We start from the raw sequence: 21,325 nt of genomic DNA, 5'->3' as shown, positions 1-21,325 counted from the left end.
CAGGCCTAGCGCCGGGGTGCGTCCAGTCCCAGCATCCGGTCCTTCAGCGCCGGGAACTGATCCCGTGTCACGGCGACCTTCGCGGGGTCGAACTCGACGGTGAGGACCTCCTCGCCGGCGCCGGCCTCGGCCAGTACCTCGCCCCACGGATCCACCACGATCGAGTGACCCGCCTGTGGAACTCCCGCATGCGTCCCGGCCGTTCCACAGGCAAGCACGTACGCCTGGTTCTCGACCGCCCGCGCCTGGGCCAGCAGCGTCCAGTGCGCCCGGCGGCGCTCCGGCCAGCCCGCGGGGATCACCAGGGTCTCGGCGCCGGCGTCGACGAGGCCGCGGAAGAGTTCGGGGAACCGGAGGTCGTAGCAGGTGGCCAAGCCGAGGGTGGTCTCGGGCAGACGGACCGTCACCAGGTCCCGGCCCGCGCCCATCAGCACAGCCTCGCCCTTGTCGAAGCCGAAGCGGTGGATCTTGCGGTAGGCGGCGATCAGGTCGCCGGAGGGAGAGAAGACGAGAGAGGTGTTGTAGAGGGTGCCGTCGGCGGTGCTCTCCGGGATGGAGCCTGCGTGCAGCCAGACGCCCGCGTCGCTCGCGGCCTTCGCCATGGCCTCGTGCGTCGGCCCCTCCAGCGGCTCGGCCTCGCTGCCGAACCCCTCGTAGGCGAACGCGCCCGTGGTCCACAGCTCCGGCAGCACGACCAGATCGGCACCGGACTGGTCCCGTACCAGTGAGGCCACCCGTCGTCGGCGCGATTCGACCGATTCGCCCTCACTTACGGCGATCTGAATCAACGAGGCGCGCACACTACCACCGTCCTGGCATTCGAGCCGTTCACACGGGCCTACGATCGTCACACGAAAGCACTGCCGGGGTGCCTCACAGCAGCGTAACTTAGCGTTCCAAGACACCCGCCGACAGCCACACTCCCACTGGCAACGACGCCATCACCAGCCCGTGCACCGACCGCCGAGGGGTCCCGTTCCGTGAGTCTGCATCCCACTCTCCAGCCCTACGCCGACGCCTGGACCCACTCCATCGACGCGATATCCGAGCTGGTGACCCCGCTTGTGGAGGGAGAGTGGAACCGGCGTACCCCGTGCCCCGGCTGGTCGGTGCGGGACATCGTGTCCCATGTCATCGGTCTGGACACCGAGATGCTGGGGGACCCGCGCCCCATCCACTCGCTGCCGCGCGACCTCTACCACGTCACCAACGAGCACCAGCGGTACACGGAGATGCAGGTCGACGTCCGTCGCCATCACACCGCGCCGGAGATGACGTCCGAGCTGGAGTACGTGATCATCCGCCGCAACCGCCAGCTGCGCAACGAGTCGCGGGATCCGGGCACGAAGGTGCGCGGCCCCCTCGGCAGCGAACTGACGCTCGAAGAGTCCATGCGCAAGCACGCCTTCGACGTCTGGGTGCACGAGCAGGATCTCCGCGCCGCCCTCGGCCGCCCCGGCAACCTGGACTCCCCCGGCGCGCACATCGCCCGTGACGTCCTGCTCGCCGAGCTGCCCGCCATAGTCGCCGAGAAGGCCGACGCCCCTCGCAGCTCGGCGATCGTCCTCGACGTCCACGGCCCGATCGAGTTCCTGCGCACGATCCGCGTCGACATCCAGGGCCGCGGCACCCTCGAAACGGCCCCGGCCCTCGGCCCCGCCGCCACCCTCACCCTCGACTGGGAGACCTACGTCCGCCTGGCCTGCGGCCGGGTGACGGCGGACGCGGTACCGGACCGGGTGAAGGCGGAGGGCGACCCGGCCCTGACGGCGGCGATCCTGCGGAACTTCACGGTGACGCGGTAGCGGGACCGCGATGACGGACCGCTGACGGAACTGGGGGCGGCGGCCCCCAGCTCTACACCGGCACATGCACCGTCTCCACCCGGCTCGCCACCAACCGCTCCCGCTCCCGGCGGATCGCCCGCCGACGCAGCCGCAGGATCTGGCTGATCCCCAGCGCCTGAAGCACGAAGACCGCGGAGAAGGCGATCCGGTAGTTGTTCCCGGTCGCGTCCAGCAGCACCCCGACCGCGAACAGGGTCGTCATCGAGGCGACGAAGCCGCCCATGTTGGTGATGCCGGACGCGGTGCCCTGCCGCTCCGGCGGGTTCGCCGGACGCGCGAAGTCGAAGCCGATCATCGAGGCCGGCCCGCACGCGCCCAGCACCGTGCAGAGCACCACGAGCAGCCACATCGGCGCATGCTCGCCGGGGTACGCCAGCGTCACCGCCCACACCAGCCCCGTCGCCCCCACGGTCCCCAGCGCCAGCGGCAGCCGCGCCTCGTGGTGCCGGGCGACGACCTGGCCGTAGACCAGCCCGATCACCATGTTCGACAGCACGACGAGGGTCAGCAGCTCGCCGGCGACCGCACGGGACAGCCCCTGCGCCTCGACCAGGTACGGCAGGCCCCACAGCAGCAGGAACACCATCGCCGGGAACTGGGTCGTGAAGTGCACCCACAGGCCGAGCCGCGTGCCCGGCTCCCGCCAGGAGGCGGCGATCTGGCGTCGTACGTAGGCCGCGCCCTGGTGCGGGAAGGGCTCCGGTTCGTGTCCCTCGGGGTGGTCCTTGAGGAAGAGCAGCAGCAGGACCAGCACGACCACACCCGCGACCGCGCTGCCCGCGAAGGCCGCCGTCCAGCCGATGCCGTGCAGCAGCCGGGCCAGCACGAGGGTGGAGACCAGGTTGCCCGCCATGCCGACCAGCCCCGCGAACTGCGCGACCATCGGCCCGCGCCGGGCCGGGAACCAGCGGGTGCCGAGCCGCAGCACGCTGATGAACGTCATCGCGTCACCGCAGCCCAGCAGCGCGCGCGAGGCGAGGGCCATGCCGTACGAGGGGGAGAAGGCGAAGCCCAGCTGTCCGGCCGTGAACAGCACCACCCCGATGGTCAGCACCTTCTTGGTGCCGAGCCGGTCGACGAGCAGACCGACGGGTATCTGCATGCCCGCGTACACGAGCAGCTGGAGGATGGAGAAGGTCGACAGCGCGGAGGCGTTGACGTGGAAGCGGTCGGCGGCGTCGAGGCCGGCCACCCCCAGCGACGTACGGAAGATGACGGCGACGAAGTACACGGAGACGCCGATGCCCCAGACGGCCATCGCGCGGCGGCCGCCCGGAGGGTCACCCGGCAGCGTGGCGCTCATCGGACCTCGCCCCGCGCCAGGTGGGAGAACCACTCGACGTGGCCGTGGATGAGCCCGACGACCGCCTCCGCGTCGCCGGAGCGCAGCGCGTCGAGGATCTGCTCGTGCTCGGCGAGGGTCTTGGTGATGCGGTCGGGGTGGGCGTGCATCACGGCGACGCCCATCCTCAACTGCCGGTCGCGGAGCTGGTCGTAGAGCCGGGACAGGATCTCGTTGCCCCCGCTGCGCACGATCTCGGCGTGGAAGCAGCGGTCGGTGACGGCGGCGCCGGCCAGGTCCCCGGCGGCGGCCTGCTCTTTCTGCTGGGCGAGGAGTTCCTCGAGCCGTGCGATGAGCCGCGGCGACGCCGGTACGGCCTTGCGCGCGGCATGTCCCTCGACGAGCTGGCGGGTCTCCACCACGTCCGCGATCTCCTGTGCGGAGACGGGCAGGACCAGCGCGCCCTTCTTCGGATAGAGCTTGATCAGCCCCTCCACCTGGAGCCGCAGCAGCGCCTCGCGCACCGGTGTCCGCGAGACCCCGACGGCCTCGGCGAGCTCGCCCTCGGTGAGCAGGGTGCCGCCCTCGTAGCGGCGCTCCAGGACGCCCTGCTTGACGTGGTCGTAGACGCGGTCGGCGGCGGGCGGCTGCTTGGTGTGGGCGACGGACGGGGCGGGTGGGGCTGAAGGCATGCGCACATCATAGATACAACACGTACGCATGCCGAAGACCCGTCCATATTGCGGACCCCACGGGCCCCGCAGGACAGGGGAATCCAAACTCGCCCCAGCGGCCGCACAACCTTCTGTGCTACTTACGAGTCAGACACGTGCGGCCCCAACAACTTTTCAGGTCAACTCGGCCGCACGCCAGGGGCATTCAACGTATTCGGGGTACCTCACTTGATTACCGGCATTCAGGGCATCCGTATCCGCAGAGCTGTAGCCGTGGCCGTGACCACCGGCTCGCTGCTCGCCACCGGAGCCCTCACCGCGGCGCCGGCGCAGGCCGTCACCGCGCCCACCATCACCGCCAAGGGCGGGTTCCTGATGAACAGCGCCACCGGCACGACGCTCTTCTCGAAGTCCGCCGACACCAAGCGGCTCACCGCGTCCACCACGAAGGTCATGACCGCGAAGGTCGTCCTGTCGCAGTCGAACCTGAACCTGGACGCCAAGGTCACGATCAAAAAGGCGTACAGCGACTACATCGTCGCCAACGGCGCCTCCTCCGCGAACCTGATCGTCGGCGACAAGGTCACCGTCCGCCAGCTGCTCTACGGGATGCTGCTGAAGTCGGGCTGCGACGCCGCGATGGCGCTCGCCGACAAGTACGGCTCCGGCACGACGGTCGCGGCCCGCACCAAGAGCTTCATCGGCAAAATGAACACCATGGCCACGAGCCTGGGCATGAAGAACACGAAGTTCGACTCGTTCGACGGCATCAGCAGGGGCGCCAACGCCTCGACGCCGCGCGACCTGACGAAGCTCGCCCGCAGCGCGATGAAGAGCTCCACCTTCAAGTCCGTCGTCAAGACCAAGTCGTACACGGCGAAGACGATCACGAAGACGGGCTCCACCCGCACCATGGCGGCGTGGAAGAACACCAACCTCCTGCTCGGCTGGAACGGCACGCTCGGCGTGAAGACCGGCTCCGGCAGCGAGGCCAAGTACTGCCTCATCTTCGCCGCCACGCTCAACGGCGAGTCGGTGATCGGCACGGTCCTCACCGCGCCCAACGAGGCCAGCCGCACGTCGGACGTGAAGAAGCTGATCAACTACGGCTACGCGAAGATCAGCTGACGCCGAAGCACCAGGACATGAGAAAGGGGCCCGCCACGGCGGGCCCCTTTCTCATGCCGTCCTCCCATGCCGTCATACGGGCAGAAAGAACCGCAGCTTCTCCTTCGAGACGGCGCCGATGCGGTCGTAGAACCGAATGGCCCCCTCGTTCCACGCGGGCGTCTGCCACTGCACCTGTCCGAGCCCGAGAGCCCGCGCCTCGTCCCGTACGGCGGCCATGAGCGACTCCCCGATGCCGAGCCCGCGGTGCCCGTCCCGCAGGAACAGACAGTCCATGTGGAGGTACTCGGCGCCGTCCCAGGTGGACACCTCGGCGGAACAGGTGGCGTATCCGACGACGGTCCCGTCCAACTCCGCGACGAGACACCGCAGCCGCGGCTCGGGGCTCCCGAACAGCAGGGACCGCAACCGCTCCTCGAGCCCGGGGGCGGGCGGCTCGGCCTTCTCGTACACGGCGTGCTCGGTGATCAGCGCGACGACGTCCGCCAGCTCCTCGGGCCGCACCCGCCGCACGACGGGACCGCCGCTCACCGGACCTCCCCCTCCAGCACATCCGCGGACCAGGCGGCGAGCCGTTCACCGATCTCCCCGTCCCCGTCCAGCACGTGCCGCACCCAGGCATCCCGCTCGTACGCGAACACGGCCGCCTCCCATACACAGGGAGCCAGCCCCTGCCGCCCCGGCCGCAAGCCCTCCGGCTCACCGACGGGCCCGACGAAGACGGCGAGGTCGGACATGTCCCCCTCGATCCACGTGTGCACGAGCACGTAGTCCCCGTCGCCTCCGGCATGCACCAGCAGCACGGCGACCCCGAGGGAGCCACGGGAGCCACGGAGCCCGGCGGTGGCGAGGTGCGCCTCGGCGATCGCCAACGCGGCGTCCGCGGCCTCGACCTTCCGCCCGGGGGCTTCGATGCCGTACGCCTTCACCAGGTGGCCGGCGACCTCATGCGTCCCCAAGGGCCTTACGGCACGGGCGTGATGAGTGTCGGCGAGCTCCAGCAGCCCGGAGACGTCCACGGCTGCCGTTATATGCGCATCTGTTCGAAAACCAGCCATACGGCAATGATCACCTTCACCGTTCCCCCGCGCCACCCCCCGGCCACGCACTGACGCCGCTGAAAGTCAGTCCCTGCGGGACGCCATGGGCGACGGCACGTACACCGTCGTACCGATCGTTGAGGAACTCGCCAAGCCGGCACCGCTGTTGCTCGGCCGGGCCGGTGAGGAAGACGCGGATCGGGCCGACCCCGCGTAAGGGCCGACCCGGTCCGATGCGTGCCGCCGTCCATGACCGCCGGATCCATGGCGGCCCTCTTGGCTCTGGTCGGCTCAGTAGTAGGTGTTGCCGTCCCAGCTCGACTCGTCGCAGCCCAGCTGGTCGTCCTTCTCGTAGACGCAGACCTGGATGCGCAGCGCCCAGATGCCACGGGTGTCCGTCAGGGACGTCACCCAGGTGTCGGAGTGCTCGTAGCCGGCGGTGACCGAGCGCCAGGCGTAGCTGGTCACCACGCGCTCCGGGGTGAGGGACTGCACCCGGATGCGGACGTGGTGTCCGTCGGGGGCGGTGTCGGTCACCGTCAGGTAGATCTTGTTGGCGACGGTCTTGCTCGCGTAGTAGAAGTCCCCGGTGCCCTGGGCCCCGGAGATCGACGTGCCGACGCCACCGGCGGCCGCCGGACTCACGGAGAAGGCGAACGCGCCCAGGGCCGCGGCGCCCACCGCGAGGATTCTGCTGAGGTTCTTCTTCAAGGGTCCCCCCTGTGTCCAAGATCGATTGTCTTGCAGGCGGGATCCTATGAGGGGCATGACCATGCCACCCCCGTGATCAGCGTTCCTGTGACGGGGGTAACAGGCCGTCGGCTAGCCGGCCGAGACGCCCGTCGAGACGTCGAACTGCATGTCCGGCGGGTCCTTCGGGTTGAAGTCCGTCCCGGCCTTGGGGAACTGGTTCATGATCGTGCCCTGGCCGTACGTGTTCTCGGCGTAGTCGTTGTCGTCATAGGACCAACCCGCCGCCTGTAGGCAGAGCTTGACGGAGTCCCAGTTCTTGAACGCGAAGTCCGGCATCTGCACCTGGTCGGGGTCGTTGTTCGACTCCTGCGGCTCGGTGCACTCGGTCGTCTCGACCGTCCGGTTCGCGTCCCCGGTCCGGTATCCCGAGGGCGTCGACGAGGTGGTCGGCGTGGTGTCGCCGCCGGCGTCGTCGTCCGTCCCGCCCCCGTTCAGCGTCAGCGCCGCGATCAGGCCGCCGACCGCCACGACGGACACGATGATCGAGCCGAGGACGACCGGCTTGTTGCTCTTGCGGCCGCCGCCCGAGGGCGGTGCCTGCTGCGGGGTGATGTTGTACGGCGGCGGAGTCGAGGCGTACGCGTGCGGCGCCGGCGTGGGGGTCTGGTACCCGCCCTGCTGCGGATAGCCGTACGCCGGGGAGGGAGCCGAGGGCGGCGGGGTGCCGTACGGGTTCGGCGTCTGCTGGTACGGCGTCTGGACCGGGCCCGTCGGCGCCGGGGTCCCCTGGTCCACCGGCGGGAACACCGCCGAGCCCACGCCCGCCCCGCTCGACGTCTGCGCGCCGGGGACGATGCTCGGTGCGGCCGCCTGGAAGGACGCCGCCACCCGCAGGCACTCGGTGCGCATGGCCTCGGCGCTGGGGAAGCGTTCGTTCGGGTTCTTCTTCAGGGCGCGGGCGATCAGCGCGTCCACCGCGGGCGGCAGCGCGCGGTTGATCTGCGACGCGGCCACCGGCTCTTCCTGCACATGCGCGTACGCGATCGCCAGCGGCGAGTCCGCGTCGAACGGCAGCCGCCCGGTGACCAGTTGGAACAGCATGATGCCGACCGAGTAGAGGTCGGAGCGCGCGTCCACACCGCGGCCCAGCGCCTGCTCGGGGGAGAGGTACTGGGGGGTGCCGACGACCATGCCGGTCTGCGTCATCGACGTGACACCCGACTGCATGGCGCGCGCGATGCCGAAGTCCATGACCTTGACGACGCCGCGCTTGGTCATCATCACGTTGCCGGGCTTGATGTCGCGGTGGACCAGGCCCATCTCGTGGCTGATCTCCAGCGCCGCCAGCACATCAGCGGTGATCTTCAGCGCCTTGTCGGCGGGCATCGCGCCGTACTGCCGTACGTCCTCGTCGAGCACCGAGCCGAGCGGCCGGCCCTCGACGTACTCCATGACGATGTACGGCATCGTCGTCCCGTCGAGGTTGTCCTCGCCGGTGTCGAAGACCGAGACGATGTTGGTGTGCGTGAGCTTGGCCACCGCCTGGGCCTCGCGGCGGAAGCGCTCGCGGAAGGCCTGTTCCCGGCCCAGCTCGGTGTGGAGGGTCTTGATCGCGACGGGGCGGTCGAGCACGGTGTCGTGCGCGAGGTGCACCGAGGCCATGCCACCCTCACCGAGCAAGTCGCGCAGCTGATAGCGGTTGTTGGCGATCGCCCGCCCCGCATACCGGCCGTGTGCGCCGTCCTGGCTCATGTTCCGCGTCCCCCATCGGCCATCAGGCGCCGGCCCGACTGTCATTGATCGAATAGCTCATTCCCGGCCAAGTCTGCCCCACGGCACTGACAGGTCAAGCCGGGTGCCCGTTCCGTGACCGTACGCGAAAGAAGCGTCGCGGAAGCGTTACAGGGGGCCTACGGCCGGTACACAGAATTTGCACGACAGCGCGTGCTACCGCTTTGATGACCGGTCCGGCTCGGACCGGTCCCCGGGCTCATCCCGGACCGGAGGCTTGCGCAAAGGCTGTAGCGTGGCCGACGGAGACCGTAACAACACCGCGCGCACCGCGGGCAGAAACGACGGCGAGGACCGATGGCACAGCAGCAGCGCGCTCAGGGCCCGTCCGACCCCGAGGCGACTGGCGGCGGGATGTCAGACGCGCCGGAGATGTGGGGCAACGGCGGACTGGTCGGCGACGGCCGGTACCGGCTGACACACAGACTCGGCCGGGGCGGCATGGCCGAGGTGTTCGCCGCCGAGGACGTACGTCTCGGCCGCACCGTGGCGGTCAAACTGCTGCGCTCCGACCTGGCCGAGGACCCGGTCTCCAAGGCCCGCTTCACCCGCGAGGCCCAGTCCGTGGCCGGCCTCAACCACCACGCGATCGTCGCGGTGTACGACTCCGGCGAGGACTTCGTGAACGGCCACGCCGTTCCGTACATCGTCATGGAGATCGTCGAGGGCCGGACCATCCGGGACCTGTTGATCAACGCCGAGGCCCCCGGGCCCGAGCAGGCGCTGATCATCGTCTCCGGGGTCCTGGAGGCACTCGCCTACTCGCACCAGCACGGCATCGTGCACCGGGACATCAAGCCGGCCAACGTCATCATCACCCACAGCGGCGCCGTGAAGGTGATGGACTTCGGCATCGCCCGCGCGCTGCACGGCGCGCAGTCGACGATGACGCAGACCGGCATGGTCATGGGCACCCCTCAGTACCTGTCGCCCGAGCAGGCGCTCGGCAAGGCGGTGGACCACCGCTCCGACCTGTACGCGACGGGCTGCCTCCTGTACGAACTCCTCGCGCTGCGGCCGCCGTTCACCGGTGAGACCCCGCTGTCCGTCGTCTACCAGCACGTCCAGGACATCCCGACGCCTCCGTCCGAGGTCTCCGACGCCACGCCTCCGGAGCTCGACGGCCTGGTCATGCGCTCGCTCGCCAAGGAGCCGGACGACCGGTTCCAGACGGCCGAGGAGATGCGCGGGCTCGTCCAGTACGGGCTGCAGATGCTGTACGAGCAGGGCGGTCACACCGGCACCTGGAACACCGGGCCGGTCGCGTTGCACGACGGCCGGCACACCCCTTCGGGCGGCTTCGCCGGCACCACCGTCATGCAGCACCCCGGTGACGCCTCCGGCACCACGCAGATCCCGCAGCCGATCCTGCCCGGCGGCTACGGCGGCGGGGACGACGGCGGCTTCGAGGGGCACGGCAACCGGGGCAGCGGCCGCGGCAAGCTGTGGATCCTCGCCGTCCTCGCGGTGGTCGCCATAGCGGCGGGCGTCGCGCTGGCGCTGAACGGGGGAGGCGGGGGCGGCGGCGATGACGGCACCACCCAGAAGCCGACCACCTCCACGAAGCCCTCGGAGACGACCAGCGAGTCGCCGAGCGACGAGCCGACGGACGAGGCGACCGACACGCAGACCGACGACGGGTCCACGGGCACCGATCCGTCCTACACCCAGTCCTATTCGCCGTCGTACACGCCCTCGCCGACCCCCACGGCGACGGCCACGGAGCCCACGGGCGAGCCGACGAGCGCGGAGCCGACCAGCGCCGAGCCGACGCCCACGGAGCCGACGGAGGAGCCGACGGAGACGGACGGCGGCGCCGACGCGGGCGGCACCACCGGTGACGTAGAGGGCGGCTGACGCAGCAGTACACCGCCACGCGCGCGTACGGACCGGGAACGGACCGTACGCGCGCGTGGCGTTTTCCCGGGCGGGCGGCTCATTCGGCGAAGGCCTCGCACACCGCCTCGTACTCCCGCGTCCACCACACCACCAGCGCCGAGGCCGCCGGGAACTGGGGGTCCGCGCGGGTGTCGCCGCGTTCGTAGTGCCAGCGCAGCATCCAGAAGTCGTTGAGGCGCTCCCACCAGACCCGGTGGACGGCCGCCGCCAGCTCCGAGGGCGGGGCGCCCGCCGTACGCCGGTACGCGCGCGCGTACGCCCGCACCTTAGGCAGGTCGAGCGCCCCCGCGGGCCGGACGAAGAAGATCGCGGCGGCGCGTACGGCCTCCTCCGCGCGGGGCTGCACGCCCAGCCGGTCCCAGTCGACGATCGCGGCCGGGGCGTCCCCCTGGTAGAGCAGGTTGAACGGGTGGAAGTCCCCGTGCACCCACCCGACGCAGCCGCCCCGAGGCGGCCGCCGGTCCGCGTGCCGCTCCAGCAGCGCCCGCCGCTCCAGGAGCCGGTGCCGGGCCAGCTCGTCGAAGGAGTCGGCGGGACGGTGCCGGCGTACGCGGGTGAGCAGGTCGTCGATGAGGGCGAAGGTGTCGGCGGGGTCGGCGCCCGGGTCCGCGGCGGGCGCGCTGTCCGGCCGCCCGGCACTCGCCTCACCGCGCGCGCCCGGCACTCGTCCCTGCACCGGCATCACCCGCTCCAGGCTCGCGTGCACCACGCCGAGGAGCGCCCCCAGCCGTCCGCACTGCTCCGGCGTCAGCTGGCCCCCGTGGCGGTGGCGGCCCTCGATCCACGGGTGGAGGGCATAGGAGTGGCCGCCGACGACCGCGACCGTGCGGCCGTCGCGGTCGGGCAGGGGAGGGGCGACCGGGACGCCCAGGGCCGCCAGCCGCTCGGTGGCGCGGTGCTGGCGGGCGATGGCGGCCGGGTCGGCGGTCTCGGGGTCGAAGTGGTGCTTGAGGAAGTAGTGGCCGCGGGTCGTGCGCAGGCGGTAGCCGCGGTTCAGCAGCCCCTGGTCGGTGGGTTCGCAGGTGACGGCGGAGCCGGCGGCGTACTGGCTGAGGAGGGCCCGCAACGGGGGCGCGTGAGGCATGAGGGGTGGTACACAAGGGCGCGGCACGCGCCAGATGCTAGGGCACGAGCCGAGCCTGTGAGCTGGGCGTTGTCACAGACAGTCGCTTTCGGTCACGGCATGTGCGCGAAGCGACTTTCCAGGGCGCCGTCGGTCGAGTGGACCGTGCCGAACTGCGGCTCGACGAGCAGATAGACGGGCTCATAGGGCTCGCCGTCGACGAGCCGGGGCACCGGCCCGAACCGCTCGACCTCGGCGGCCGTCGGCTCGTACGCCGAGCACTCGCCCACGACCTGGACGGACCACAGGCCCTCGCCCGGCCGGGCCGAGCTCAGGTTGTCCGCGCCGTACGCGACGACGCCGCCGGCGCACGCGCGGTGGTAGCCGCAGTTCCCGGGCAGCCTCAGCAGGACCCGCCCGTCGTCCACGACGTGGCGGGCGAAGGCGAGGAAGGGAAGGGCGCGCATGCTGGTGGCCACCCGGCCGTAGTCGGTGCGGGCGAGCAGTTCGACGGCGAGCTGTTCGTCGGAGGACATACGACCAATGTCGGCCGTACACGCGTCCCGGGGCAGGGGTCTTTGGTCCCTAATGCGCCCGCGACGGGCCCGCCGCGGTCCTCAGCGACGCTCCTGCTCGACCTGCATCCGCGCCACGAACGCCGCCGCCTGCGAGCGGCGCTCCATGTTGAGTTTGGAAAGCAGACTCGACACATAGTTCTTGATCGTCTTCTCCGCCAGGTGCAACCGCTCGCCGATCGCGCGGTTGGTGAGCCCCTCGCCGATCAGGTCGAGGATCCTGCGCTCCTGCTCGGTGAGGTGCGCGAGCCTGTCGTCGCCCTTGGCGGTGCCGCCGTCCCGCAGCCGTTCCAGCACGCGCGCGGTGGCCACCGGGTCGAGGAGGGACTTGCCGGCGGCGACATCCCGTACGGCCGCCAGGAGTTCGTTGCCCCGGATGGCCTTCAGGACATACCCCGAGGCGCCCGCCATGATCGCGTCGAAGAGGGCCTCGTCGTCGGCGAACGACGTCAGCATCAGGCACATGACGTTCTCGTCCCCGGACCGGATCTCCCGGCAGACCTCCACCCCGCTGCCGTCCGGGAGCCGTACGTCGAGGACGGCCACGTCGGGCCGGGTGGCCGGGATCCGGACCAGCGCGTCGGCCGCCGTACCGGCCTCGCCGACCACCTCGATGTCGTCCTCCACCGAGAGCAGCTCATGGACGCCCCGCCGGACGACCTCGTGGTCATCGAGGAGAAATACCCGGATTTTTCCTTCTTCGCGCACGAGGTCAGTGTCACACGGCGTCTGAGAGCTCGCTTCAGGCAGGCTCTTCCCGTGACCTGGGTCACCGGGTTAACGTGCCGTTGTTCCGGCCCCCTGCAAGGCTGTGACCAGGAGTTGTTCCCGACTTTCGCGATTTACTTGGAAATCCAAGCAAAATCGCAGGTCAGGAGGGGTTTCACAGAAATGTGAGGCACTGGGTAACGTGCATTGTGCAGGGCGCTCGCCGGGGCACCTGTCACGCCTGTTCCCGACCGAGCCGCACCCACCCCGTGCGTCCGTAGGGCTTCAGGTGAGCCGCTCCCCCAGGCTCTGAACGAGCCGAGGGGAACCCCAGGCCCCCGGCGAACCCGGGTAGCCGGACCGACGGAGGAGCACACGTGACCGTGGAGAGCACTGCCGCGCGCACACCGCGACGCAGCGCCAGTACCAAGAGCACGGCCGGCAAGCGCACGACCGCCAAGAAGCAGCCGGGCACCGAGCCCGAGCTCGTGCAGCTGCTGACGCCCGAGGGCAAGCGCGTCAAGGACGCCACGTACGACAAGTACGTCGCCGGCATCACCCCCGAAGAGCTCCGCGGTCTGTACCGCGACATGGTGCTCACCCGCCGCTTCGACGCAGAAGCCACCTCCCTGCAGCGCCAGGGCGAGCTGGGGCTGTGGGCCTCGCTGCTCGGCCAGGAGGCCGCCCAGATCGGCTCCGGACGGGCCACCCGCGAGGACGACTTCGTCTTCCCGACCTACCGCGAGCACGGCGTCGCCTGGTGCCGCGGGGTCGACCCGACCAACCTGCTGGGCATGTTCCGTGGCGTGAACAACGGCGGCTGGGACCCCAACACCAACAACTTCCAGCTCTACACGATCGTCATCGGCTCCCAGACCCTGCACGCCACCGGCTACGCCATGGGCATCGCCAAGGACGGCGCGGACAGCGCGGTCATCGCCTACTTCGGCGACGGCGCGAGCAGCCAGGGCGACGTGGCCGAGTCCTTCACCTTCTCCGCGGTCTACAACGCCCCGGTCGTGTTCTTCTGCCAGAACAACCAGTGGGCGATCTCCGAGCCCACCGAGAAGCAGACCCGGGTGCCGCTCTACCAGCGCGCCCAGGGCTTCGGCTTCCCGGGCGTGCGCGTGGACGGCAACGACGTGCTGGCCTGCCTCGCGGTCACCAAGTGGGCCCTGGAGCGCGCCCGCAACGGCGAGGGCCCGACGCTGGTCGAGGCGTACACCTACCGGATGGGCGCCCACACCACCTCCGACGACCCGACCAAGTACCGGGCCGACGAGGAGCGCGTGGCCTGGGAGGCGAAGGACCCGATCCTGCGCCTTCGCCGGTACCTGGAGGCCTCAAACCACACGGACGACGGATTCTTCGCGGAACTCGAGGCCGAGAGCGAGGCGTTGGGCAAGCGAGTACGTGAAGCGGTCCGCGCCATGCCGGACCCGGACCACTTCGCCATCTTCGAGCACGCGTACGCGGACGGACACGCGCTCGTCGACGAGGAGCGCGCCCAGTTCGCCGCCTACCAGGCGTCGTTCGCAGAGGAAGAGGGGGTCTGACCATGGCAGCCGAAAAGTTGGCCCTGGCCAAGGCGATCAACGAATCGCTGCGCCGCGCCCTGGAGACGGACCCCAAGGTCCTCATCATGGGCGAGGACGTCGGCAAGCTCGGCGGTGTGTTCCGGGTGACGGACGGACTGCAGAAGGACTTCGGCGAGGAGCGGGTCATCGACACCCCGCTCGCCGAGTCGGGCATCGTCGGCACCGCGATCGGCCTCGCGCTGCGCGGCTACCGCCCGGTGGTGGAGATCCAGTTCGACGGCTTCGTCTTCCCGGCCTACGACCAGATCGTCACGCAGCTCGCGAAGATGCACGCCCGCTCGCTGGGCAAGGTCAAGCTCCCCGTCGTGGTGCGCATTCCCTACGGCGGTGGGATCGGCGCGGTCGAGCACCACTCGGAGTCCCCCGAGGCCCTCTTCGCGCACGTGGCGGGCCTCAAGGTCGTCAGCCCCTCGAACTCCTTCGACGCGTACTGGATGATGCAGCAGGCCATCCAGAGCGACGACCCGGTGATCTTCTTCGAGCCCAAGCGGCGCTACTGGGACAAGGGCGAGGTCAACACCGAAGCCATCCCCGGCCCGCTGCACAAGGCCCAGGTGGTCCGCGAGGGCACCGACCTCACCCTGGTCGCCTACGGCCCGATGGTGAAGCTCTGCCGGGAGGTCGCCGACGCGGCCGCCGAGGAGGGCAGGAACCTCGAGATCCTCGACCTGCGCTCGGTGTCCCCGCTGGACTTCGACTCCATCCAGGCCTCCGTCGAGAAGACCCGCCGTCTGATCGTCGTCCACGAGGCGCCGGTGTTCTTCGGCTCGGGCGCGGAGATCGCGGCCCGGATCACGGAGCGCTGCTTCTACCACCTGGAGGCCCCGGTGCTCCGGGTCGGCGGCTATCACGCCCCCTACCCGCCGGCCCGTCTGGAAGAGGAGTACCTGCCGGGCCTGGACCGGGTACTCGACGCCGTCGACCGTGCCCTGGCGTACTGAGGAGAGGGTCGTGACGACGATGACGGAAGCGTCCGTACGCGAGTTCAAGATGCCGGACGTGGGCGAGGGCCTCACCGAGGCCGAGATCCTCAAGTGGTACGTCAAGCCCGGTGACGAGGTCACCGACGGCCAGGTGGTGTGCGAGGTCGAGACCGCCAAGGCGGCCGTCGAACTGCCCATCCCCTACGACGGTGTCGTGCGGGAGCTCCACTTCCCCGAGGGCACCACGGTCGCCGTGGGCATGTCGATCATCGCGGTGGACGTGTCGGGCGGGGCGGCTCCCGCCGAGGCACCGGCGCCGGCTGCCGAACCGGAGCCCGAGAAGAAGCCCGAGGGCCGCCAGCCCGTGCTCGTCGGGTACGGCGTCGCCGCGTCCTCGACCAAGCGGCGCCCCCGCAAGGGCCCCCAGGTCCCGGTCCAGGAGCCCGCGCCGGTCCAGGAGACCCCGGTCGTGATCCAGACCGAGCTGAACGGCCACGGGGCACCGGTGGCGGCGCTCAAGGAGCGCCCGCTGGCCAAGCCTCCGGTGCGCAAGCTGGCCAAGGACCTCGGCGTCGACCTGACGACGATCGTCCCGTCCGGCCCCGACGGCATCATCACCCGCGAGGACGTCCACGCGGCGGCGGCCCCGGAGCCGGCGGTCGTCGAGACGCCGGCGCCCACCGCGGCCCCCGCCCAGGCGCCCGCGCCCGTACCGACGTACGACACGGCCAGGGAGACCCGTATCCCGGTCAAGGGCGTCCGCAAGGCGACGGCCGCGGCGATGGTCGGCTCGGCGTTCACCGCGCCGCACGTCACCGAGTTCGTGACGGTCGACGTGACGCGCACGATGAAGCTCGTCGAGGAGCTCAAGCAGGACAAGGAGATGCAGGGGCTGCGGGTGAACCCGCTGCTGCTGATCGTCAAGGCCCTGCTGGTCGCCATCAAGCGGAACCCGGACGTCAACGCGTCCTGGGACGAGGCGAACCAGGAGATCGTGCAGAAGCACTATGTGAACCTGGGCATCGCCGCGGCCACCCCGCGCGGTCTGATCGTGCCGAACATCAAGGACGCGCACGCCAAGACGCTGCCGCAGCTGGCTCAGGCACTGGGTGAGCTGGTGGTGACGGCGAAGGACGGGAAGACCTCGCCCGCGGCCATGCAGGGCGGCACCGTCACCATCACCAACGTCGGCGTCTTCGGCGTCGACACCGGTACGCCGATCCTCAACCCCGGCGAGTCCGCGATCCTCGCGGTCGGCGCGATCAAGCTCCAGCCGTGGGTCCACAAGGGCAAGGTGAAGCCGCGTCAGGTCACGACGCTGGCGCTCTCCTTCGACCACCGGCTGGTCGACGGCGAACTGGGTTCCAAGGTGCTGGCGGACGTGGCGGCGATCCTGGAGCAGCCGAAGCGGCTGATCACCTGGGCGTGAGGCATCAGTGCCGTGAGGCATGAGTGAAGGGGCCGGCGTTCTTCGCCGGCCCCTTCGTTTACGTGGTCTACAGGTAGGGCCCGCCCGAACGGCCCGCCGTGGGGCCGTCCTCGCCGTCATGGCCGACGCCGGGCGGCAGCGCCCGCCGCATCTGCTCCAACTGCGCCCGCGCGGCCATCTGCTGGGCGAACAGGGTGGTCTGGATCCCGTGGAAGAGACCCTCCAGCCAGCCGACCAACTGGGCCTGCGCGATCCGCAGTTCGGCGTCGCTCGGGGTCGCCCCGTCCGTGAAGGGCAGGGAGAGCCGCTCCAGCTCCTCGACCAGCTCAGGGGCCAGACCGTCCTCCAGCTCCGCCACCGAGCTGCGGTGGATCTCCTTGAGCCGGACCCGGCTCGCCTCGTCCAGGGGAGCCGCTCGCACTTCCTCCAGCAGCTGCTTGATCATGCTGCCGATCCGCATGACCTTGGCGGGCTGCTCCACCATCTCCGTCACCGGAATCTCGCGGGAGTCCTCGTCCCCGGTGCCGCCGAGCGCCATTCCGTCCTGGCCCACGACCAGGATCTGGGGCTGTTCGGGCGACCGTTCGTTCCTCGGCATCTCCATGCCGCCATTCTCTCGCACCGGTACACCTCACCACTGAGGTGCCCCCCATGGAGGGTGATCCACCGTTTACGGTGCGGAAGTTTCCGTCACCGGCGCCGGCGGTCCGTGCCGTATCGACAGACCCGTGTGCGGCCGCTTCGACACTTCGGCGGCGCCCGGAATGCCGCGAGCCCGGCCCGGTGTGACGCTGGTCCCGTGACGCGATGGCTGCGCACCGTGCGCACTACGGGACTGGTGATCGCCCTGGGGACGGGAGCGGTCGCGGTTCCGTGCGGGGCGGGGATGTCTTACGGCGCCGAGGCGGTGCGGGGTGGTGAGCCCGCACGCGCTGCAGGGAAGAGCGCGTTCGCCCTCACGGCACAGGAGGGCGGGGCCACGACGGACCGGCCGGGGTGGGCGCGGGGCGGTGCGGTCGGCCCGGGGATGCGATACGTCCCATCGGCATCCGCGGTGCCGGGCAGCCAGGCCGCACCCGGAGTGCGAGGCAGCGCGACCGCGTCGGCGGTACCGGACGGCAGGATGACGCCGAGGGCGGTGGACGCCCCGTCCGAACCGGCACTGCACGGCTCCCGGCCCGTCCCGCGCGCGGAAGCCACCGCGTCCCCCTCGGCCGAGCCGTCCCGGGCCGGGAGCCGGGCGGGTGAGGGGCGGGAGCGGCCGGGGCGGCGGGAGGCGGCGGAGGCTGCGGAGACCGGCGAGGAGGACGCGGGTTCGGGCGTCGGGAGCGAGAGTGAGGCCGAGCAGCCCGCCGACGGTGACGCCACCGTCGTGGCGGAGCCGTCGCGGGAAGCCGTACCGGACGCCTCTCCGCCACCGCGGCGGAACGGGCGGCAGGACGTGACCCGTGCCGAGAGCCCCACCGAGCCCGTCCTGCGGATCCTGCCGCTCGGCAGCGGGCTGGTCCTGATCGGGCTCGGTCTGGGGCTCGCGTTCGTCGGCCTGCGGGTGCGACGGGAATGAGGGCCTGTGGAGGGCCTGAGGCCGCGCTGCCCGGCGTACTCCTACTCGACGACCAGCAGCACCTTCCCGACGTGCCCGCTCTCCTCCACCACCCGGTGCGCCGCCGCCGCGTCGCTCATCGGGATCTCGCGGTCGACCACGGGACGGACATGGCCCCCGTCCAGCAACGGCCAGACGTGTTCCCGTACCGCCGCCACGATCGCCGTCTTCTCGGCCGGCGGCCGGGCCCGCAGCGACGTCGCGCTGATGGCGGCGCGCTTGGCCAAGAGCGCCGCGATGTTCAGTTCGCCCTTGATGCCGCCCTGCATGCCGATGATCGCGAGGCGGCCGTTGACGGCGAGGGTCTGGACGTTGCGGTCGAGGTACTTCGCGCCCATGTTGTCGAGGATCACGTCGGCTCCCGCACCGCCGGTCGCCTGCTTCACCTCGGCCACGAAGTCCTGCTCCCGGTAGTTGACCAGGATGTCCGCGCCGAGCCCGGCACAGTGGTCCAGCTTCTCCTTCGTGCCCGCCGTGACCGCGACCTTCGCACCGACGGCCTTCGCCAGCTGGATCGCCATCGTGCCGATACCGCTGGAGCCGCCGTGCACGAGCAGCGTCTCGCCGGGACGCAGGTGGGAGATCATGAAGACGTTCGACCAGACCGTGCAGGTCACCTCGGGCAGCGCGGCGGCCTGCCGGAGGTCCACGCCCTTGGGCACGGGCAGCAGCTGACCGGCCGGTACGACGACCTTCTCGGCGTACCCGCCGCCCGACAGCAGCGCACACACCTCGTCGCCCACCGCCCATCCGGAGACACCGGGTCCGGTCTCGACGACACGGCCCGAGCACTCCAGGCCGGGGTGGGGGGAGGCGCCGGGCGGCGGGTCGTAGAAGCCCTGGCGCTGCAGGATGTCGGCCCGGTTGACGGCACTGGCCACCACCTCGACCAGCACCTCGCCCTCGCCGGGCACCGGATCGGGGGCCTCGCCCCACACCAGCGCCTCGGGCCCACCAGGTTCGGGAATCGTGATCGCACGCATGAGGGCGACGCTACTCCTCCGCCCTCGGTCGCATCCCCCTCCGTCCCCGGTCGCAGCTCCTCGGTCGTCGGACGGAGCCGCCCCCGGTAATTGGGCGGATCCGCTCGGAAAACCCTGTGCGCGACCGATGAGTTTGCGCGACGGTAAAGGTCTCCCCATGCGTAGCCCAAGCACGCGCTAGCCCAAGCACGCGGAAGGACAACCCACCATGAGCCAGCACACCTCCGGCCTGGCCATCGAGACGGCGGGACTGGTGAAGACGTTCGGCGAGACCCGGGCCGTCGACGGAGTCGACCTCGCCGTCCCGGCCGGCACGGTCTACGGCGTCCTCGGCCCGAACGGCGCCGGCAAGACGACCACCGTGAAGATGCTCGCCACCCTCCTGCGCCCCGACGGCGGCCAGGCCCACGTCTTCGGCCACGACGTCGTCCGCGAGGCCGACGAGGTGCGCGGCCGGGTGAGCCTCACCGGTCAGTACGCCTCCGTCGACGAGGACCTCACCGGCGCCGAGAACCTGATCCTGCTCGCCCGTCTCCTCGGCCACCACAAGAAGGCGGCGCGGGTGCGCGCCGGGCAGCTCCTGGAGGCCTTCGGGCTCTCGGACGCGGCCGCGAAGCAGGTCAAGCACTACTCGGGCGGCATGCGGCGGCGCATCGACATCGCCGCGTCCATCCTCAACACCCCCGACCTGCTGTTCCTCGACGAGCCGACGACCGGCCTCGACCCGCGCAGCCGCAACCAGGTGTGGGACATCGTGCGCGCGGTCGTCGCCCAGGGCACCACCGTGCTGCTGACCACGCAGTACCTGGACGAGGCCGACCAGCTGGCGTCCCGGATCGCCGTCATCGACCGCGGCAAGGTGATCGCCGAGGGCACGAAGGGCGAGCTGAAGGCGTCCGTGGGCGCCGGCTCCGTCCATCTGCGACTGCGTGACCCGGCTCAGCGTCCCGCGGCGGAACAGGTGCTGCGGCTGGCGCTGGACACGGACGTACAGCTGGAGCCCGATCCCGTGGCACTGACCGCCCGGCTGGGCGGCACGACCAGCGACAGCGCGGCCGAGCAGGCGTCCCGGGCCCTCGCCGAACTGGCCCGCACCGGCATCACCGTCGACAACTTCTCCCTGGGGCAGCCCAGCCTGGACGAGGTGTTCCTCGCCCTCACCGGACACGACACCCGCGACGACTCGCAGAACGACCCGAAGCACTCCAAGGACGAGGAGGTCGCGGCATGAGCACCGTGACGCAGACCGAGACCCAGGACCTCGCCCCCGTCAGCGCCGAGTCCCTCGCCGCGCTGCTGGTCTCCGGGGAGCGTCCGCCGCGGCCCAGCGCCCTGTCGGCCTCGCTGACCTTCGGCTGGCGGGCGATCCTCAAGATCAAGCACGTCCCCGAGCAGCTCTTCGACGTCACCGCGTTCCCGATCATGATGGTGCTGATGTACACGTACCTGTTCGGGGGCGCCCTGGCCGGTTCCCCGGAGGAGTACATCCAGTTCCTGCTGCCGGGCATCATGGTGATGTCGGTCGTGATGATCACGATGTACACGGGTGTCTCGGTGAACACCGACATCGAGAAGGGCGTCTTCGACCGCTTCCGGACGCTGCCCATCTGGCGGCCGTCGACGATGGTCGGCTATCTGCTCGGCGACGCCCTGCGCTACACGATCGCGTCCGTCGTGATGCTTACCGTCGGCCTGATTCTCGGCTACCGCCCGGACGGCGGGTTCGGCGGCGTGCTCGCCGGAGTCGCGCTGCTGATCGTCTTCTCGTTCGCGTTCTCGTGGATCTGGACGATGTTCGGGCTGCTGCTGCGCACCGAGAAGTCGGTGATGGGCGTCAGCATGATGGTGATGTTCCCGCTGACCTTCCTGTCGAACATCTTCGTCGACCCGAAGACCATGCCGGGCTGGCTGCAGGCCTTCGTCAACAACAGCCCCATCACCCATCTCTCCTCGGCCGTCCGCGAACTGATGGCGGGCGACTGGCCCGCCGACGAGATCGCCTGGTCACTGGGGTGGGCGGGCCTGTTCGTCGCGGTCTTCGGACCCGTCACGATGCGGCTGTACAACAGGAAGTAGGTCTCAGCGGGCC

At 70.5% G+C, this 21,325-nt stretch carries 21 protein-coding genes; 9 read left to right on the top strand and 12 right to left on the bottom strand.

Annotated elements, in window-relative coordinates:
- Nucleotides 1-5 precede the first annotated feature (5 nt).
- Complete coding sequence (locus ACIOHP_RS05395; RefSeq protein ID WP_361552472.1) at nucleotides 6-800, bottom strand: carbon-nitrogen family hydrolase; 795 nt, start codon at nucleotides 798-800, stop codon at nucleotides 6-8.
- Nucleotides 801-980: 180 nt separating this feature from the next.
- Between ACIOHP_RS05395 and ACIOHP_RS05390 the strand changes: the two genes are divergently transcribed.
- Nucleotides 981-1,805, top strand: coding sequence for a maleylpyruvate isomerase family mycothiol-dependent enzyme (locus ACIOHP_RS05390; protein ID WP_307028337.1), 825 nt, complete (start codon nucleotides 981-983; stop codon nucleotides 1,803-1,805).
- A 52-nt stretch (nucleotides 1,806-1,857) separates the two neighbouring features.
- On the opposite strand, the gene ACIOHP_RS05385 is transcribed toward ACIOHP_RS05390, so the two are convergent.
- Both ACIOHP_RS05385 and ACIOHP_RS05380 read right to left on the bottom strand, forming a co-directional pair.
- A complete protein-coding gene (locus tag ACIOHP_RS05385) occupies nucleotides 1,858-3,150 on the bottom strand; it encodes an MFS transporter (RefSeq protein ID WP_361552478.1) in 1,293 nt (430 codons plus the stop codon).
- The gene (locus ACIOHP_RS05380) at nucleotides 3,147-3,821 is read right to left on the bottom strand and encodes a GntR family transcriptional regulator (RefSeq protein ID WP_361552481.1); all 675 of its coding nucleotides are present in this window, start codon (nucleotides 3,819-3,821) and stop codon (nucleotides 3,147-3,149) included. Before ACIOHP_RS05380 ends, ACIOHP_RS05385 begins: the two co-directional genes overlap by 4 nt.
- A gap of 261 nt (nucleotides 3,822-4,082) precedes the next feature.
- Between ACIOHP_RS05380 and ACIOHP_RS05375 the strand changes: the two genes are divergently transcribed.
- Nucleotides 4,083-4,931: a D-alanyl-D-alanine carboxypeptidase family protein gene (locus tag ACIOHP_RS05375; protein ID WP_401884122.1), complete on the top strand. Its 849-nt coding sequence runs from the start codon at nucleotides 4,083-4,085 to the stop codon at nucleotides 4,929-4,931.
- Nucleotides 4,932-5,003: 72 nt separating this feature from the next.
- Here the strand turns inward: ACIOHP_RS05375 and ACIOHP_RS05370 are convergent, their stop codons facing one another.
- The 4 genes from ACIOHP_RS05370 to ACIOHP_RS05355 all read right to left on the bottom strand — a co-directional run bounded on the left by ACIOHP_RS05370 (nucleotide 5,004) and on the right by ACIOHP_RS05355 (nucleotide 8,416).
- On the bottom strand, nucleotides 5,004-5,462 hold the full coding sequence (locus tag ACIOHP_RS05370) for a GNAT family N-acetyltransferase (RefSeq protein ID WP_361552484.1): 459 nt from the start codon (nucleotides 5,460-5,462) through the stop codon (nucleotides 5,004-5,006).
- The gene (locus tag ACIOHP_RS05365; protein ID WP_401883591.1) at nucleotides 5,459-5,950 is read right to left on the bottom strand and encodes a hypothetical protein; all 492 of its coding nucleotides are present in this window, start codon (nucleotides 5,948-5,950) and stop codon (nucleotides 5,459-5,461) included. Before ACIOHP_RS05365 ends, ACIOHP_RS05370 begins: the two co-directional genes overlap by 4 nt.
- A gap of 312 nt (nucleotides 5,951-6,262) precedes the next feature.
- A complete protein-coding gene (locus ACIOHP_RS05360) occupies nucleotides 6,263-6,682 on the bottom strand; it encodes a hypothetical protein (RefSeq protein ID WP_401883589.1) in 420 nt (139 codons plus the stop codon).
- 111 nt (nucleotides 6,683-6,793) lie between these two features.
- Nucleotides 6,794-8,416 carry a protein kinase gene (locus tag ACIOHP_RS05355; protein ID WP_401883587.1) on the bottom strand — a complete coding sequence of 541 codons (1,623 nt, stop codon included), beginning with the start codon at nucleotides 8,414-8,416 and terminating at the stop codon, nucleotides 6,794-6,796.
- Nucleotides 8,417-8,752: 336 nt separating this feature from the next.
- Between ACIOHP_RS05355 and ACIOHP_RS05350 the strand changes: the two genes are divergently transcribed.
- Nucleotides 8,753-10,312, top strand: a complete 1,560-nt coding sequence (locus ACIOHP_RS05350) for a protein kinase (RefSeq protein WP_401883585.1) — start codon at nucleotides 8,753-8,755, stop codon at nucleotides 10,310-10,312.
- Between the two features lie 79 nt (nucleotides 10,313-10,391).
- Here the strand turns inward: ACIOHP_RS05350 and ACIOHP_RS05345 are convergent, their stop codons facing one another.
- From ACIOHP_RS05345 to ACIOHP_RS05335, 3 genes are all read right to left on the bottom strand, one after another.
- Nucleotides 10,392-11,438, bottom strand: a complete 1,047-nt coding sequence (locus ACIOHP_RS05345) for a phosphotransferase (protein ID WP_361552499.1) — start codon at nucleotides 11,436-11,438, stop codon at nucleotides 10,392-10,394.
- A gap of 92 nt (nucleotides 11,439-11,530) precedes the next feature.
- A complete protein-coding gene (locus ACIOHP_RS05340; RefSeq protein WP_401883583.1) occupies nucleotides 11,531-11,953 on the bottom strand; it encodes a pyridoxamine 5'-phosphate oxidase family protein in 423 nt (140 codons plus the stop codon).
- Nucleotides 11,954-12,034: 81 nt separating this feature from the next.
- Nucleotides 12,035-12,700 (bottom strand): response regulator transcription factor, encoded by a 666-nt coding sequence (locus tag ACIOHP_RS05335; protein ID WP_361552505.1) that lies wholly within the window; start codon nucleotides 12,698-12,700, stop codon nucleotides 12,035-12,037.
- A gap of 377 nt (nucleotides 12,701-13,077) precedes the next feature.
- Between ACIOHP_RS05335 and pdhA the strand changes: the two genes are divergently transcribed.
- The 3 genes from pdhA to ACIOHP_RS05320 are packed head-to-tail and all read left to right on the top strand — an operon-like array spanning nucleotide 13,078 to nucleotide 16,650.
- Nucleotides 13,078-14,256, top strand: coding sequence for a pyruvate dehydrogenase (acetyl-transferring) E1 component subunit alpha (gene pdhA, locus ACIOHP_RS05330; RefSeq protein WP_361552508.1), 1,179 nt, complete (start codon nucleotides 13,078-13,080; stop codon nucleotides 14,254-14,256).
- Between the two features lie 2 nt (nucleotides 14,257-14,258).
- A complete protein-coding gene (locus tag ACIOHP_RS05325) occupies nucleotides 14,259-15,239 on the top strand; it encodes an alpha-ketoacid dehydrogenase subunit beta (protein WP_351675492.1) in 981 nt (326 codons plus the stop codon).
- 10 nt (nucleotides 15,240-15,249) lie between these two features.
- On the top strand, nucleotides 15,250-16,650 hold the full coding sequence (locus ACIOHP_RS05320) for a dihydrolipoamide acetyltransferase family protein (protein ID WP_401883580.1): 1,401 nt from the start codon (nucleotides 15,250-15,252) through the stop codon (nucleotides 16,648-16,650).
- A 67-nt stretch (nucleotides 16,651-16,717) separates the two neighbouring features.
- On the opposite strand, the gene ACIOHP_RS05315 is transcribed toward ACIOHP_RS05320, so the two are convergent.
- The gene (locus ACIOHP_RS05315) at nucleotides 16,718-17,254 is read right to left on the bottom strand and encodes a bacterial proteasome activator family protein (protein ID WP_361483924.1); all 537 of its coding nucleotides are present in this window, start codon (nucleotides 17,252-17,254) and stop codon (nucleotides 16,718-16,720) included.
- Between the two features lie 195 nt (nucleotides 17,255-17,449).
- On the opposite strand from ACIOHP_RS05315, the gene ACIOHP_RS05310 reads away from it, so the two are divergent.
- The gene (locus ACIOHP_RS05310) at nucleotides 17,450-18,214 is read left to right on the top strand and encodes a hypothetical protein (RefSeq protein ID WP_401883578.1); all 765 of its coding nucleotides are present in this window, start codon (nucleotides 17,450-17,452) and stop codon (nucleotides 18,212-18,214) included.
- A 41-nt stretch (nucleotides 18,215-18,255) separates the two neighbouring features.
- On the opposite strand, the gene ACIOHP_RS05305 is transcribed toward ACIOHP_RS05310, so the two are convergent.
- Entirely contained in the window at nucleotides 18,256-19,236 is a 981-nt protein-coding gene (locus ACIOHP_RS05305) for an NAD(P)H-quinone oxidoreductase (RefSeq protein WP_361552517.1), read from the bottom strand.
- A 208-nt stretch (nucleotides 19,237-19,444) separates the two neighbouring features.
- Between ACIOHP_RS05305 and ACIOHP_RS05300 the strand changes: the two genes are divergently transcribed.
- Nucleotides 19,445-20,467 (top strand): ATP-binding cassette domain-containing protein, encoded by a 1,023-nt coding sequence (locus tag ACIOHP_RS05300; protein ID WP_361552520.1) that lies wholly within the window; start codon nucleotides 19,445-19,447, stop codon nucleotides 20,465-20,467.
- Nucleotides 20,464-21,312 carry an ABC transporter permease gene (locus tag ACIOHP_RS05295; RefSeq protein ID WP_401883575.1) on the top strand — a complete coding sequence of 283 codons (849 nt, stop codon included), beginning with the start codon at nucleotides 20,464-20,466 and terminating at the stop codon, nucleotides 21,310-21,312. Before ACIOHP_RS05300 ends, ACIOHP_RS05295 begins: the two co-directional genes overlap by 4 nt.
- Nucleotides 21,313-21,325 lie beyond the last annotated feature (13 nt).

Origin of the sequence: Streptomyces sp. NPDC087859, assembly GCF_044742595.1 — a bacterium.
Classification (GTDB): Bacteria; Actinomycetota; Actinomycetes; order Streptomycetales; family Streptomycetaceae; genus Streptomyces; species Streptomyces canus_F.
The sequence above is the reverse complement of the archived record's forward strand: the minus strand, read 5'-3'. Positions and strand labels throughout refer to the sequence as shown.

Coding starts and splice junctions, on each gene's coding strand:
- ACIOHP_RS05300 (WP_361552520.1), top strand. CDS start 19,445: ATGAGCCAGCACACCTCCGGCCTGGCCATCGAGACGGCGGGACTGGTG.
- ACIOHP_RS05325 (WP_351675492.1), top strand. CDS start 14,259: ATGGCAGCCGAAAAGTTGGCCCTGGCCAAGGCGATCAACGAATCGCTG.
- ACIOHP_RS05355 (WP_401883587.1), bottom strand. CDS start 8,416: ATGAGCCAGGACGGCGCACACGGCCGGTATGCGGGGCGGGCGATCGCC.
- ACIOHP_RS05350 (WP_401883585.1), top strand. CDS start 8,753: ATGGCACAGCAGCAGCGCGCTCAGGGCCCGTCCGACCCCGAGGCGACT.
- ACIOHP_RS05340 (WP_401883583.1), bottom strand. CDS start 11,953: ATGTCCTCCGACGAACAGCTCGCCGTCGAACTGCTCGCCCGCACCGAC.
- ACIOHP_RS05315 (WP_361483924.1), bottom strand. CDS start 17,254: ATGGAGATGCCGAGGAACGAACGGTCGCCCGAACAGCCCCAGATCCTG.
- ACIOHP_RS05380 (WP_361552481.1), bottom strand. CDS start 3,821: ATGCCTTCAGCCCCACCCGCCCCGTCCGTCGCCCACACCAAGCAGCCG.
- ACIOHP_RS05305 (WP_361552517.1), bottom strand. CDS start 19,236: ATGCGTGCGATCACGATTCCCGAACCTGGTGGGCCCGAGGCGCTGGTG.
- ACIOHP_RS05385 (WP_361552478.1), bottom strand. CDS start 3,150: ATGAGCGCCACGCTGCCGGGTGACCCTCCGGGCGGCCGCCGCGCGATG.
- ACIOHP_RS05345 (WP_361552499.1), bottom strand. CDS start 11,438: ATGCCTCACGCGCCCCCGTTGCGGGCCCTCCTCAGCCAGTACGCCGCC.
- ACIOHP_RS05295 (WP_401883575.1), top strand. CDS start 20,464: ATGAGCACCGTGACGCAGACCGAGACCCAGGACCTCGCCCCCGTCAGC.